The organism is Hydrogenophaga sp. ZJX-1 (assembly GCF_048590325.1).
Lineage (GTDB): Bacteria > Pseudomonadota > Gammaproteobacteria > Burkholderiales > Burkholderiaceae_C > Hydrogenophaga.
This window is the reverse complement of record NZ_JBMBRA010000002.1, coordinates 437,906-450,859: the sequence shown is the minus strand read 5'-3', so window position 1 is coordinate 450,859 and position 12,954 is coordinate 437,906. Positions and strand designations below refer to the sequence as shown.

General features: G+C 64.8%; 13 protein-coding genes. 8 read left to right on the top strand and 5 right to left on the bottom strand.

Annotated features, from left to right (window positions below; translation table 11 throughout):
- The 4 genes from ACN5W5_RS06845 to ACN5W5_RS06830 are packed head-to-tail and all read right to left on the bottom strand — an operon-like array spanning position 1 to position 5,271.
- Positions 1-1,107 (bottom strand): CaiB/BaiF CoA transferase family protein, encoded by a 1,107-nt coding sequence (locus ACN5W5_RS06845; RefSeq protein WP_420047802.1) that lies wholly within the window; start codon positions 1,105-1,107, stop codon positions 1-3.
- A complete protein-coding gene (locus ACN5W5_RS06840; RefSeq protein ID WP_420047801.1) occupies positions 1,104-3,218 on the bottom strand; it encodes an acetate--CoA ligase family protein in 2,115 nt (704 codons plus the stop codon). The genes ACN5W5_RS06845 and ACN5W5_RS06840 overlap by 4 nt, the downstream gene beginning before the upstream one ends.
- 48 nt (positions 3,219-3,266) lie before the next feature.
- Positions 3,267-4,415 carry an acyl-CoA dehydrogenase family protein gene (locus ACN5W5_RS06835; RefSeq protein ID WP_420047800.1) on the bottom strand — a complete coding sequence of 383 codons (1,149 nt, stop codon included), beginning with the start codon at positions 4,413-4,415 and terminating at the stop codon, positions 3,267-3,269.
- Between the two features lie 46 nt (positions 4,416-4,461).
- Positions 4,462-5,271: an IclR family transcriptional regulator gene (locus ACN5W5_RS06830; protein WP_420047799.1), complete on the bottom strand. Its 810-nt coding sequence runs from the start codon at positions 5,269-5,271 to the stop codon at positions 4,462-4,464.
- Positions 5,272-5,461: 190 nt separating this feature from the next.
- Here ACN5W5_RS06830 and ACN5W5_RS06825 point away from each other — a divergent pair, with 190 nt between their 5' ends.
- The 7 genes from ACN5W5_RS06825 (at position 5,462) to ACN5W5_RS06795 (ending at position 10,665) form a co-directional block, all read left to right on the top strand.
- A complete protein-coding gene (locus ACN5W5_RS06825; protein ID WP_420047798.1) occupies positions 5,462-6,442 on the top strand; it encodes a Bug family tripartite tricarboxylate transporter substrate binding protein in 981 nt (326 codons plus the stop codon).
- A gap of 57 nt (positions 6,443-6,499) precedes the next feature.
- The gene (locus tag ACN5W5_RS06820) at positions 6,500-6,931 is read left to right on the top strand and encodes a Zn-ribbon domain-containing OB-fold protein (protein WP_420047797.1); all 432 of its coding nucleotides are present in this window, start codon (positions 6,500-6,502) and stop codon (positions 6,929-6,931) included.
- Entirely contained in the window at positions 6,928-8,112 is a 1,185-nt protein-coding gene (locus tag ACN5W5_RS06815; protein WP_420047796.1) for a thiolase family protein, read from the top strand. The genes ACN5W5_RS06820 and ACN5W5_RS06815 overlap by 4 nt, the downstream gene beginning before the upstream one ends.
- Positions 8,113-8,141: 29 nt before the next feature.
- Positions 8,142-8,957 (top strand): enoyl-CoA hydratase/isomerase family protein, encoded by an 816-nt coding sequence (locus tag ACN5W5_RS06810; RefSeq protein WP_420047795.1) that lies wholly within the window; start codon positions 8,142-8,144, stop codon positions 8,955-8,957.
- A gap of 37 nt (positions 8,958-8,994) precedes the next feature.
- Positions 8,995-9,810 (top strand): SDR family NAD(P)-dependent oxidoreductase, encoded by an 816-nt coding sequence (locus ACN5W5_RS06805; protein WP_420047794.1) that lies wholly within the window; start codon positions 8,995-8,997, stop codon positions 9,808-9,810.
- Between the two features lie 133 nt (positions 9,811-9,943).
- On the top strand, positions 9,944-10,456 hold the full coding sequence (locus ACN5W5_RS06800) for a nuclear transport factor 2 family protein (protein WP_420047793.1): 513 nt from the start codon (positions 9,944-9,946) through the stop codon (positions 10,454-10,456).
- An 11-nt stretch (positions 10,457-10,467) separates the two neighbouring features.
- Positions 10,468-10,665 (top strand): hypothetical protein, encoded by a 198-nt coding sequence (locus ACN5W5_RS06795; protein WP_420047792.1) that lies wholly within the window; start codon positions 10,468-10,470, stop codon positions 10,663-10,665.
- Positions 10,666-10,831: 166 nt separating this feature from the next.
- On the opposite strand, the gene ACN5W5_RS06790 is transcribed toward ACN5W5_RS06795, so the two are convergent.
- Positions 10,832-11,749, bottom strand: coding sequence for a LysR family transcriptional regulator (locus tag ACN5W5_RS06790; protein ID WP_420047791.1), 918 nt, complete (start codon positions 11,747-11,749; stop codon positions 10,832-10,834).
- Positions 11,750-11,945: 196 nt separating this feature from the next.
- Here ACN5W5_RS06790 and ACN5W5_RS06785 point away from each other — a divergent pair, with 196 nt between their 5' ends.
- A complete protein-coding gene (locus ACN5W5_RS06785) occupies positions 11,946-12,938 on the top strand; it encodes a DctP family TRAP transporter solute-binding subunit (RefSeq protein WP_420047790.1) in 993 nt (330 codons plus the stop codon).
- Positions 12,939-12,954: the final 16 nt, after the last annotated feature.

Here is a 12,954-nt window from a genome sequence, read left to right as displayed (position 1 = left end):
TCAGATGCGGGCACTGCCGAGCGCAGGCACCGGTCCCAGCACCCCCTCGCTCATGCCGGCCAGGGGCACGGGAAAGCGCACCAGGGGCAGGTTGTCGCCGGCGTCGAACTTGTCGCGCGAGGCGAACTGCGGCAACGCGGCCAAGCGGGCAGGCTCGACCACCGGGGCCACCGGCACGTCGTGCCGGCTCAGCAGCTCGAACAGCGCATCGGCGTCCTGGTCTTGCACGGCGTCGGCGATGCGCTGGTTGATGGCCTGCGCGTGGGGCTTGCGTTGCTTGAAGGACTGGTAGGCCTCGCCATCGAACGGTGCCAGATCGATGGCTGTGCAAAGGCGCTGCCAGAAGTGGTCTTCCAGGGCCGCGATCGAGAGGTGGCGGCCGTCGAGGCAGGCGAATGCGCCATAGGCGGGCTTGACCAGCGTCACCTCGCGCTGGGCCTCCAGCGTGGCCGCGCCACTTTCGCGGTAGGTGCCCAGGCGCGGGTTCATCCAGTGCAGGGCGCAGTCGGCCAGGGCCACGTCGAGGTGCTGACCTTGCCCGGTGCTTTCCCGCTGGAACAAAGCGGCCAGCGTGGACGACAGCGCATACATGGCACCACACAGGTCCGCCACCGGCAGGCCCGCCCCCAGCGCGGGTGGGCCACCCGCTTCCCCCGACACCGCCAGCACGCCGGCGGCCGCCAGGTAGTTGATGTCGTGACCGGGCAGGTGGGCCCACGGACCCGCCTGCCCATAGCCGCTCAGCGACACATAGATCAGGCGCGGACAGTCGGTCTGCAGCGACGCGAAGTCCATCCCCAGGCGTGCCATCACGCCCGGCCGGTAGGACTCGATCACGATGTCGGCGGACGCCACCAGCTGGCGCACCTGGGCACGCTGGGCTTCGTCCTTCATGTCGACCAGCAGGCTTTCCTTGCCCCGGTTGACCGCCGCAAATCCCCCCGCGCCCAGCCGGCGCGCGTTGTCGCCATGCGGCGGGCGTTCGATCTTGATGACGCGCGCGCCCATCTCGGCCAAGGCCTGCGTGAAGAAGGGGCCGGGCAGCAGTTCGCTGAAATCGACCACGGTGACCCCCGCCAGCGGCGGGCGCGTGGAGGGGCTCGTCATGCCGAGTCCTTCGGTTCAGCGCGCTCGATGATGACGGCGTCGAGCGGCAAGGCGCCTTCACCCTCGGCACCCAGCCACACGGGGTTGAGATCCATCTCCTCGATCCGGTCGGCATTCGCCACCACAAACGCCGAGACCTGCAGCAGCAGCGTTTCCAGCGCCTTGAGGTCTGCCCGTGGCCGCCCGCGCGCGCCGTCGAGCAAGGGGAAGCAACGCATCTCCCGAACCATGGCCGCGGCATCTTCCGCACCGATGGGCAGCATGCGCCGCGTCACATCGCGCAGGATCTCCACAAAAATGCCACCCATGCCAAAGGTCATCACGTGACCGAACACCGGGTCCCGGGTCACGCCGATCATCAGCTCGACGCCGCCCTGGGGCGCCATCTTCTCGATGAGCAGGCCGTCGATGGTGGCATCGGGGCGGTGGTGCGCGGCAGAGGCCATGATGTCGACCCAGGCGGCTGCCACCTGCTCGGCGTTCTTCAGCCCGATCTGCACGCCGCCGATGTCCGACTTGTGCACGATCTGTTCGCTGGCGATCTTGGCCACGACCGGGAAGCCCATGGCCGTCGCTTGTGCCACAGCCTCTTCCGGTGTGCGGGCCAGCGCGTTGGACAACACGGCGATGCCTGCCTCGCGCAACTGCCGCTTGCCTTCGAGTTCCGACACCGAGCGGGTGTCCGACGCGGGCGGCAACACCGAGGTGAGCGAGACGGCGGTCATGCCGGACTGGGCGCGTTTCCAGCGGCCATATTCCACCCAGCGCCGCACCGCACTCAGGCCTTTGCCCACCGAGCGAGGCGGCGCAAAACCATGTTCCACCAGCATGCGGTAGCCCTCGCCCATGCGGTCGCTCATCCAGATCGGAACAATCGGTGTGGCGCAGTTCTTCTGCGCGGCGATGATGGTGCGTGCCATCTGGATGGTGGTCTCGCCGTAGTCCAGGGTGATGGGCACGATCACGCAGCCGAGGTGGGGGTCGCTGGCCACCGCGCCCAGCGTCTTCTCGATCAGCTGCGCATCGCTCAGCACCGCCGCCGTGGTGTCCACCGGGTTGTCGATGGCCGCGTAGTCGGGCAACAGCTCTTTCAGGAGCGTCCGGGTTTCGGGCGCAAACGTGGCCAGCCGCAGGCCCCGCGTGCCCACCGCGTCGGCCGCGAGTGCGGCGGTGCCGCCCGACGAGGTGTAGATGCCGATGCCATCCTCGGGCCCTGGCATGGCGCGCGCGAACATCCAGGCGGTGTCGACCAGTTCGTCGATGTCGTCCACCTCGATCACGCCGAACTGGCGGAACACCGCGCTGTTCACTTCGGCCGAACCGGTCAGCGAGGCGGTGTGCGACTGGGCCGCGCGCTGACCGTATTCGGACTTGCCCACCTTGAACGCGATCACGGGCTTGCCGTTGGCCGCCGCCCGCTGGATGGCGGCAAGAAACTTGGCGCCGTCCTTGATGCCTTCGAGCAAGGTGACGATGACCTTGATGTCGGGCGCGTCGGCCATGTAGTGGATGAAATCGGCCACCTGCAGGTCCACCTCGTTGCCGGTGGACGCCCAGAGCCCGATGCCGATGCCGCGGTCCATGGCCTGCATCACGTTGCGGCCCAGGCCGCCGCCCTGCGTCGCCAGGCCAATCGGTCCTTTGACCAGGTCGTGCGGGAACGAGGGCGAGAAGGTCAGGCCCAGGCGGTGGTTGACGTTGGTCAGGCCCGGGCAGTTCGGGCCGTAGATCCGCATGCCACCCGCGTCGGCGATGGCCTTGAGGCGAACCTGCGCCTGCTCGCCTTCTTCTCCGGCCTCGCCAAAGCCCGAGGTCAGCACCACGGCGAAGGGCACGCCACGGCTGGCGCATTCCTCGGCCACGGCCAGCACGCCCGCCACCGGCACCACGATCACCGCGATGTCGGGCGTGGAGGGCAAGGCGGCCACGCTGGGCCAGCACTTGCGGCCGCGTATCTCGGTCTTGGTCGGGTTGACGAGGAAGATCTCGCCATCGAATTCGGAGTAGTCCAGCAGGTTGGTCAGCGTGCGCTCGCCGATGCTGTGAGGGCGATCAGAGGCGCCCACCAGGGCAATCGAGCGGGGGTGAATCAGCCGCGTTAAATCGGTCAACGTTGTCTCCAGAGGTCTTGTTTTTGGATGGGTCAGGGGCGCACGTGATCAGACGATGGCCGACATGCCCAGAATTTCGCGCCCGACGATCAGGGTCTGCACCTCGGTCGTGCCTTCGGGGATGGTGCCGCCGCGCGTGTCCCGGAAGATGCGTTCGATGGGGTAGTCCGTCGCGTAACCCAGGCCTCCATGCACCTGCAGCGCCATGCTGGCCACCTCGTGGGCGGCCTCGGTGGCGTACAGCTTGGCGATGGAGGCGGCTGTGCGGGCGTCCCGTCCGGAGTCCAGTGCAGCGGCTGCGCGCAGGCCCAGCGCGCGGGCGGCTTCCACGCGGACCGTCATGTCGACGATGAGCTTCTGCACCAGCTGGAAGCTGCCGATGGGTCGGCCGAATTGCGTGCGCGTGCGGGCGTGGTCGATGGACAGGTCCAGCGCCGCCTGCGCCGCACCCACCGCGCCCATCGCGATGTTGACCCGGGCACCGTCCAGACCCTTCAGCATCTTCTTCAGCGCCGTGCCTTCTTCGCCCAGCAGGTTCTCGCGTGGCACCTTGACGTTGTCGAAATTGAGTTCGGCCGTGCCGGTGCTGCGCAGCACCATGGTGTCGACCGGCCGCACTTCATACGGCGACACATCGCGCTCGACCAGGAAGGTGGAGAGCTGGCCGTCGCAGTCGGGGCTGAAGGTGCGGGCCACCACGATGCCGAAATCGCCAAACACGCCGTTGGTGATCCAGAGCTTGCGACCGTTGAGCACATAGTGGTCGCCCTGCAGATCCGCCCGCGTTTGCACCTGGGCGATGTTGGAGCCGGTGCCCGGTTCGCTGATGGCGTTGAACACGCGGCGCTCGGACGCCATCAGGGGCTTGAGGAAGCGCTCCTTCTGCTCTTCGTTGGCCTCGGCCGCCAGCTTGTTGATGGCGGCGTTGGTGATGTTGAACATGGTTCTGAGCGAGAGCCAGGTGTAGCCCGCCTCTTCCATCAGCATGGCCCAGCTCATCGCGTCCAGCTCCATCCCGCCCAGGGACTCGGGCAAGCGCCCGCCGATGTAGCCAAACGGCGTCAAGGCCTTCAGCAGCTCAAAAGGAAAGGTCTTGGCCTTGTCGTGTTCGGACACGATGGGCGCGACCTCGCTCTTCATGAAGCGGCGAACACTGTCGCGCAACATCTCCTGGTCTGCATCGGCAACGAAATACATGGGTTGGTCTCCTGGTGGTTGAAACGGGATCGGACCCGGGCGTGGTCTACGCCGGCCCTGTCACTTTGGATGGGGTTGACCGGCGAGCCCCGGCGGCGCGCGGTGGGGTGGATGCCTCGCGCGGATGGAACACGAGCGCCTGGACTTCCTTGAGGGCCTGCAGACAGGCGTCCTTGTTCGCCTGCAGGCGCTGCGTGGGGCCGGCCACGGAAATGGCCAGCGGCTGGTCGCCCACATAGCCCGCCACCGCCATGGCGGCCAGGCCGTCAAAACCTTCGTTCTCGACCCAGCTCCAGCCCTGTTCGCGGGCCTCGGCGACCTGTCTTTCGAGCACGGCCAGGTCGGTGATGGAGCCCGGGGCGACCTGCTTGAGCGTTTTCAGACGCAACTGACGCGCCGCTTCTTCGGGCGTGCCCAGGGCCAGTTCGGCCTTGCCGAGCGCGGACACGTGCAGCGCGATCTTGTTGCCCACGTTGGAAACGTAGCGCAACGGATGCGTGCCTTCGGCAAAAGCCAGGACATGCACCACCCCGGACACCACATGCCCACACAAGCCGGTCTCACCGGTCTTGTCGCGCAACAACTCACAGGCCTCAGTGGCCACGGCAAACAGGGGATCACTGGCCGAGATCGCCTGCGCGATGTCCAGCAGCCGCGCCGTTGGGTAGAAGCGCTTGCTGCGGGCCGTGCGCAGCAGATAGCCCATGTCGTGCAGGGTGTAGAGCAGGTCGGAACAACTGCTTTCTGGCAAATCCATGAGGCGCGCCAGATCCGAGTTGGACAACTCGCGGCGTTCGCGGGCAAACACTTCCAGCAACAGCATGGTGCGGGTGGCGGCGGGAACGATGGTGGGCATGAGAACTCCGATATTTCGTAGGGAAGTACGAATATTAACGAATGAGATTCCTCGGCGGTCGGCGGCTATTCGAGTCAATTTTTGCCATGAACCGAGGGATTACCCGAACGTTTTGATTGTTCATGTCTACGAGATTTTGAAGTATTCTACGACCAGTCACGATGTTGTGGCAACGGAAATGGAGACAACCATGCGAAATATTCTGAAGAATCTGTCCGCTCTGACCCTTGGGTCACTCGCTTTCGGCGCCGTGCTGGCGGCGGACGCACCATGGCCTGACCACCCCATCAAGCTCATCGTCCCCTTCACCGCGGGCGGCGTCACCGACAACACCTCCCGCCTGCTGGCGAAGTTGCTCGAACCCCACGTGGGGCAGCCCGTAATCGTGGAAAACCGCCCCGGCGCTGGTGGCTCGATTGGCGTGGAGGCCGCGGCCCGCCAGGCGCCCGATGGCTACACCATGGTCTACGGCACCCAGGGCACCCAGGGCGCCAACCTCGCGCTCTACAAAAAAGTGGGTTACGACCCTGTCGCCGACTTCGTGCCTGTGCACGGCATTTCGGAGTCCCCTCTGGTGCTGGTGATCAATCCCAACCGGCCATTCAAAACGGTTCCCGAACTGATCGCCTACGCCAAAGCCAACCCGGGCAAGCTCAACTACGGCTCGGCCGGCGCCGGCACGGGCACCCACCTCACCGCCGAGATGTTCCAGGTGGTGAGCGGCACCAAGATGACCCACGTCGCCTACAAAGGCAGCAGCCCTGCGCTGACCGACCTCATGGCTGGAAGCATCGATGTGATGTTTGACTACCCGGCCATCGTGCTGCCGTTGGTGAACGGCAAAAAGCTCACGGCACTGGCTGTGACGGCCAAGAAGCGACTGACCTCCGCACCCGATGTGCCCGTGATCAGCGAGTTCGGCCTGGCCGGCGCCGAGTCCAGCTCCTGGGGTGCCGTCTTCATGCCCGCCAAAACACCACCAGCGATCGTCAAGAAGATGGCGGATGCCATCGAGAAGGCCATGGTGGAGCCCGAGATGGTGAAGAACAACCAGAAGTACGGAAGCATCCCGATGACCGACATGCGCGACGAAAAGTTGGGCGATTTCGTCAAGACGGAAATGGTGCGCTGGCGCGAGCTGGTCAAGACATCCGGCGCATCGCTCGAATGACATCAGGGCCACGCCCGCGTGGCCCTTTCTCACCTCTTCTGACAAGCACCCCCCCTCATGACCGACCAACAGACTTCACTGAAACCCCTGCACCCCACGCTCTATCAGCTGGCGCAAAACGGCACCTCCCTCGACTTCTTCTTTGCGCAGTGCCCTGCGTGCGGCGCAGTCAACTTCCCCGCCAACGCCCCGGGTTGCTCGCACTGCGGCGACCCACTCACCGAGGCCACCCGGCTGACCCGCCCCGGCCAAGGGGAGCTGCTGGAGTTCGTGACCATCCATGTGCCCCTGATGCCGGGCATGAATGCGCCCGCGATCGCGGGTGATATCCGTATCGCAGAAGGCATCGTTGAGGAAGGCGTGATCGCGGTCCCGGATGAGTCCGGGTTGCGCACGGGCATGACCCTCAAGGCCGTCGCCGATGTGCGCGAAGCGCTTGGGGTCTACGCCTGTGTCTTTGTCCCGATGGAAGAGGGGGCTGCCGCATGAGCTCCGATACCCGACAAAAAGCCGCCACCTCCGCGAACTGGATCGATCAGAACGGGGGCATCTACGTGGTGGGCATCGGCATGCACGCCTACCAGTTCCCCACCGAAACGCCCTACACCCACCTGGGCCTGACCGCCGTTCGCTCCGCGCTGGCCGACGCCGGTCTGCGCTGGGACCAGGTTCAAAGCGCCTATGTGGGCACCGCCGCCATCGGCATGGCCACCGGGCGCGTGATGTTCCGCCACCTGGGGTCCACCGGCCTGGCGGTGACGCAGGTCGAGAACGCCTCGGCGTCGGGCTCGTTCGCGTTCCGCCAGGCCTGCATGGAAATCGCCACCGGCATGAGCGACGTGGTGCTGGCCGTGGGCGTGGACAAACACGGCGACGGGCGCCGCGCGGCCAACAAGAATGGTCTCGAAAGCCTGAGCGACACCGCCAACCTGCCCCCGGTCAAGTTCGCCATGATGGCGCGCACCTACCTGCGCGAGCGGGGTGCCAGCGTGGCCGAGATGGCCGGTGTGGCGGTCAAGAACCACGGCAACGCCGCGCTCAACCCGTTCGCCCAGTTTCGCAAGCCCCGCACGCTGGAGCAGGTGCTGGCCTCGCCCCGCGTCGTCGGGGACCTCACCGTGCAGCAGTGCACCCCGCGCGGTGAAGGCGCAGCCGCCGTGCTGCTGGTCTCCGGCCACGCGCTCAAACGCCTGGGACTGGACGTCAAGCGCTGCGTCCGTGTGCACGCCTCGGTGGCCGGCAGCGACCGCGAAGAAACCGCCTACGGCGACGCGGCCACGGAACTGGTGCGCTCCAGCGCCCATGCCGCCTGTGAACAAGCCGGCATTGCCCCGACGGAGCTCAACCTGCTCGAACTGCACGACGCCTTCTCCATCGAAGAACTGCTCTACACCGAGGCCATCGGCATCTGTGAACCCGGCGAAGGCGCGCGCTACCTGGCCCGCGGCGACTCCCGGATCGGCGGCCGCTGCGCCGTGAACGCCTCGGGAGGCCTGATCGGCATGGGACACCCGCTCGGGCCGACCGGCATCGGCCAGATCGCCGAGATCACGCGCCAGTTGCGCGGCGAAGCGACCGGTCGCCAACACCCCAATGCCCGCTGGGCCATGGCCCACATGATCGGTCTGGGATCGGTCTCGATCGCCCATGTGCTCTCGACCGCGAACTGACCAACCCGCGCCTACCTGGAAAGACAAACATGACAAGCTCTGACAACCAACCCCAGGACCTGGGCACCCTGCTGTACGAAGTGCGTGACCAGGTCGCCGTGATCACGCTGAACCGCCCCGAACGGATGAACACCTTGGGTGGCACGATGAAGGCCGACCTCGCCCGCGCCTTTTTCGAACTCGCCCGCAACGACGATCAGGTGCGCGCGGTGCTCATCACAGGCAGTGGCGACCGGGCGTTCTGCGCCGGTGCCGACATCAAGGAACGCGCGGGTGAAGTGGTGTGCGGCAGCGAGTACTTCGTTCGCCAGAAAGCCACCCACGACCTGTTTCGCAACATCGAAGAGTTCGAGAAGCCCGTCATCGCCGCCATCAACGGCGTGGCCCTGGGCGGCGGCCTGGAGATCGCGCTGTGTTGCGACATCCGGCTGGCCGCGTCCACTGCGCGCTTTGGCCTGCCCGAAATCAAGCTGGGTGTGATCCCGGCTGCGGGCGGCACACAGCGCTTGCCGCGCGTGATCGGCGAAGCCCGGGCCAAGGAACTGATCCTCATGGCCGACCTCATCGACGCCAACACCGCGCTGGGCATGAGCCTGGTCAGCCGCGTCATGCCCGCCGAAGAACTCTTCTCCACCGCGATGGATTGGGCGAGGCGCCTCGCCCAGCACCCGCCCCTGGCGGTGCGCTTTGCCAAGCGCGCCATCAACCGCGGCATGCAGACCGACCTGGACTCCGGGCTCGAATACGAACGCTACGCGGCATCCATGCTCGTCGACAGCGAGGACCGGGTTGAGGGCATGCGCGCTTTTGTCGAAAAGCGCGCGCCGCGATTTGTCGGTCGCTGAATCAAAAACCAACTTTCAACATCATCAAAGGAATCGTATGCAACTGGGATTGAATGGACAGGTCGCACTCGTCACGGGTGGCGGTCAAGGCGTCGGACGCCAGATCTGCCTGGAACTGGCCGCTGAAGGCGCCAAGGTCGTGGTCAACGACCTGTTTGAAGAGCGCGCCAACGCGGTCGCCGACGAGATCACCGCCGCGGGCGGCCAGGCACTGGCCGCACCGGCCAACATCACCCGGCTCGACGAAGTCGAGGCCATGGTCGCCCGGGCCAGCGCGCACTTCTCGGCCCCGGTCACCATCCTGGTGAACAACGCCGGCATCATTCCCGAGCGCCGCGAAAAGGGCGGCCGCACGCCGCCCTTCCTGGAAACGCCGGTCGCCGACTGGTCCAAGATCGTCGACCTCAACGTCTACGGCACCATGTACTGCTGCCGCGCGGTGTTGCCGGGCATGGTCGAGAAGAAGACCGGCCGCATCATCAACATCATTTCCGAGGCCGGGCGCATCGGTGAGGCCAACATGGCCGTGTACTCGGGCGCCAAGGCCGCCATCGGCGGTTTCGCCAAAGCGCTCGCACGCGAGCACGGCCGCCATGCCATCACCGTCAACTCGGTCGCTCTGGGCGCGGTGTCGCACGAGGGCATCAAGGATGGCCCGCTGAACATCAACGCAACCGTTGAGAACAACGAGCTGCTGAAGAAGATGCTCAACGTTTACCCGATCTCGAAAGGGGTCGGCCGCCTTGCGCGTCCCGGCGACATCTCTGGGGTCGTCGCCTTTCTCGCTTCCGAGCAGGCGCTGTTCGTCACGGGCCAAACCCTGGGCGCATCGGGCGGCTTCGTGATGAACTGACGCAGCGTGGAATCAAGTGCCATGAGCCTTCCGCCACACGCTTGGGATTGGGCTCAGGGCATCCCATTCCTGCCTCACACAGCCACCGATGCCCCACCTCAACGTCTGACCACCGTATAGCCTGTTCTCCGCCATGACCGATCCAGACGTCTCCACGCTCGCTTCGCTTCAACAGCAATGTGAAAAGCTCCTGACCCGAATCCAGCACCTCGAAGACATTGAGGCGATCCGCAGGCTGCGCGACCAGTACCACGAGCGCGTCAATGAAGACGCTGGTGACCGACTGTGGGAGCTCTTTGCACCAGAAGCCAGCGTGGTCTACAGCGGCCGCCCCGAGGTGCGCGGGCAGGAAAACATCCGCGAGTTCTTCGTGTCGTTCCCCGTCCAGGCCGCAAGGCAGTTTGTGCACAGCCACGCAATCCAGGTCGATGGCGACCGCGGCACGGGGACCAGCTACCTGGATGGCCGCCCGGTACGCGACGGAAAAAGTTACTACGTGGTTGGTCGATTTGACGACGAATACATCCGCATCGATGGGCGATGGGCGTTCCAGCGGGTGGTGCTCACCGTGCACTACATGGTTGAAGCGAGCGATCGGTGGGACCACCTCATTCCATTGAAAAAACCTTCGCCGGAGTTTCAATGAAACGGTCTTCCATGTTCGACCTGACCGGTCAGACCATGTTTGTGACCGGAGCGACCAGCGGCATCGGCCGGCCCATCACCGTGGCATTGCAGATAGCCGGCGCGGGGCTGGTGGTGGCCGACGTGAACGGCGAGCGCCTTGCCGAACAGGCGGGTTGCCTGAAGGACCTGTTTCCGAAGGTCAGCGTGCAGCCGACTTCAGGGCGCTGATGATGGGCGAGGGGCGGCGCAACCGCCTGCGCCACGGCGCCTTGCCGGGGGCGTTGCTGCATAGCCCCACAAGTCTGCCGCTTCGTCGAGGTCATCGTCGACGAGTCCAGGACCGACCACCTGCGGGGGCTGCTGTACAGGGATGCCATCGATGGTCTTGAGCCCGTCACCGACCTCTTCTATTTTTGGCTTCCACCTGCAGTTCTGAGCACAAGTCATACAGCTGCTGAGCGGCGGGGGACAGCACCGTCGATCGGCGCCTGATCAGACCCATCTTGCGTTTGATCACCGGTTCGATCAACGGAACGCTCATCAGCAACGGGTGGTCGGATCCGGGCATCGCCATGGAGGGCACCACCGCCACGCCCAGGCCCGCTTCGACCAGTCCGATCATGGTCGTGCCATGCTGGGTTTCGTACATGCTCTGGGGTTGACCCGGCAGGCCGGCCAGAGCCTGGTCGATCAGCAGCCGGTTACCAGAAGTCTTGCCGGCCGAGATGTAGTCGTATTGCGCCAGTTCGGTCCAGCGCACCTGCTTCTTTTTCGCCAGGGGATGATCGCGCCGGCAGGCTGCGACGAACTGCTCCTCCAGCAAAGGCTCGAACTCCACATCGGCCTCCTGCGAGCCGATGAAGTTCAGGCCGAAGTCGGCTTCGCCGCGCGCCACGGCGAGCAGCACCTCGTTGGCGCTGTCGTCGATGATCTTCACGCGGATCTTCGGGTAGCGCTTGTGGTACTGAGTGACCACGCCGCTCAGAAAGTAGTTCACCGCTGACGGTACGCAGGCGATCGTGACTTCGCCCATGCGGGTGGCGGCAACTCCGCGAATGCCCAGCAGGGTGGTGTCCAGCGCGTCCAGTATGTGGTGCAGCTGGCGATCGAAGTCCCGGCCCACCGTCGTGAGGTTCACGCGTCGGGTTGTGCGCTCCAGGAGGCGAACGCCAAGCGCCTGCTCCAGCTTTTCTATCCTGCGGCTGAAGGCGGGCTGCGAGATGTGGACCGATTCGGCAGCTTTGCGAAAGTTTCCAAGCTCGGCCACGGCTCGGAAGGCCAGCAAATCGCTGAGTTCGAAGTTGATTGCCATAGGTAATTTCCCGATGAATTGATGCGTATTGTGGATCAATCACTAGTAAACAAGCAATTTACAGCATTGAAACGGTCTGCGAACATTCGCTCATCGTTTGGCCAACCGAGCAGGTCGGTGCCGTGAACGACGCCGTGGACGGGACCCCAGGGAAAACTGGGACCGATCAGATTTCACCAACGAATGGAGACATGACATGAACACATTCCGCGCACTCGTTGCCAGCATGGGCCTGGCTTTTTCGATAGGGGCTTTCGCCCAAGCACCGATCGTGATCAAGTTTTCACACGTTGCCGCAGCCGACACACCCAAGGGCCAGGCAGCTGAGTTCTTCAAGAAACGCACAGAAGAATTGACCAAGGGCCGCGTCAAGGTCGAGGTCTATACCAACAGCACCCTGTACAAGGACAAGGAAGAGCTCGAAGCGCTGCAGCTCGGCTCGGTCCAGATGCTGGCGCCTGTCGCGGGCAAGTTTGGTCCCGCCGGAGTCAAAGAGTTCGAGGTCTTCGACCTGCCGTACATGTTCCCCGACGAAGCCGGTCTGCACCGCGTGACCCGTGGTCCCATCGGCGCGGCGTTGCTGAAAAAACTGGAGCCACGCAACATCGTGGGTCTGAGCTACTGGGATGCAGGCTTCCGGGTATTGAGCTCCAACAAGCCGATTCGCACGCCCGATGAAGCCAAGGGCCAGAAGATCCGCATCAACTCGTCCAAGGTCAATCAGGCCATCATGCGTTCGGTCGGCGCCTTGCCACAGTCCATGGCTTTCTCCGAGGTGTACACGGCGCTGCAAACGGGTGTGGTCGATGGTGCGGATGGCAACATGCCCAACCTGTACACGCAGAAGCAGTACGAGGTGCAGAAGCACGTGACCATGACCAACCACACCTACAGTGGCTACGTCGTGATCGTCAACAAGCCCTTCTGGGACGGTTTGCCGGCCGACATCCGCGCCTCGCTGGAAACGGCCGTGAAGGAAGCCACGGCCTTCAACGACAAGGTGGCCGAAGAAGACAACCAGAAAGCCATTGCGGCCATCAAGGCCTCCGGCAAAACCGAGATCTACACGCCGACCCCTGCCGAGAAGGCCATGTGGATCAAGGCCATGAGCGTGGTGCAAGACGAAATGGCGCCGCGTGTCGGCAAGGAACTGGTGGACGCCATCCGCAAGGAAGCCGGCACGAAGTAACCCACGTGGTCTGAGC

Bases quoted from the DNA above. Each gene is read 5' to 3' on its own strand.
- ACN5W5_RS06835 (WP_420047800.1), bottom strand. From the start codon at position 4,415: ATGTATTTCGTTGCCGATGCAGACCAGGAGATGTTGCGCGACAGTGTT.
- ACN5W5_RS06825 (WP_420047798.1), top strand. From the start codon at position 5,462: ATGCGAAATATTCTGAAGAATCTGTCCGCTCTGACCCTTGGGTCACTC.
- ACN5W5_RS06795 (WP_420047792.1), top strand. From the start codon at position 10,468: ATGTTCGACCTGACCGGTCAGACCATGTTTGTGACCGGAGCGACCAGC.
- ACN5W5_RS06785 (WP_420047790.1), top strand. From the start codon at position 11,946: ATGAACACATTCCGCGCACTCGTTGCCAGCATGGGCCTGGCTTTTTCG.
- ACN5W5_RS06820 (WP_420047797.1), top strand. From the start codon at position 6,500: ATGACCGACCAACAGACTTCACTGAAACCCCTGCACCCCACGCTCTAT.
- ACN5W5_RS06845 (WP_420047802.1), bottom strand. From the start codon at position 1,107: ATGACGAGCCCCTCCACGCGCCCGCCGCTGGCGGGGGTCACCGTGGTC.
- ACN5W5_RS06805 (WP_420047794.1), top strand. From the start codon at position 8,995: ATGCAACTGGGATTGAATGGACAGGTCGCACTCGTCACGGGTGGCGGT.
- ACN5W5_RS06815 (WP_420047796.1), top strand. From the start codon at position 6,928: ATGAGCTCCGATACCCGACAAAAAGCCGCCACCTCCGCGAACTGGATC.
- ACN5W5_RS06810 (WP_420047795.1), top strand. From the start codon at position 8,142: ATGACAAGCTCTGACAACCAACCCCAGGACCTGGGCACCCTGCTGTAC.
- ACN5W5_RS06800 (WP_420047793.1), top strand. From the start codon at position 9,944: ATGACCGATCCAGACGTCTCCACGCTCGCTTCGCTTCAACAGCAATGT.
- ACN5W5_RS06790 (WP_420047791.1), bottom strand. From the start codon at position 11,749: ATGGCAATCAACTTCGAACTCAGCGATTTGCTGGCCTTCCGAGCCGTG.
- ACN5W5_RS06830 (WP_420047799.1), bottom strand. From the start codon at position 5,271: ATGCCCACCATCGTTCCCGCCGCCACCCGCACCATGCTGTTGCTGGAA.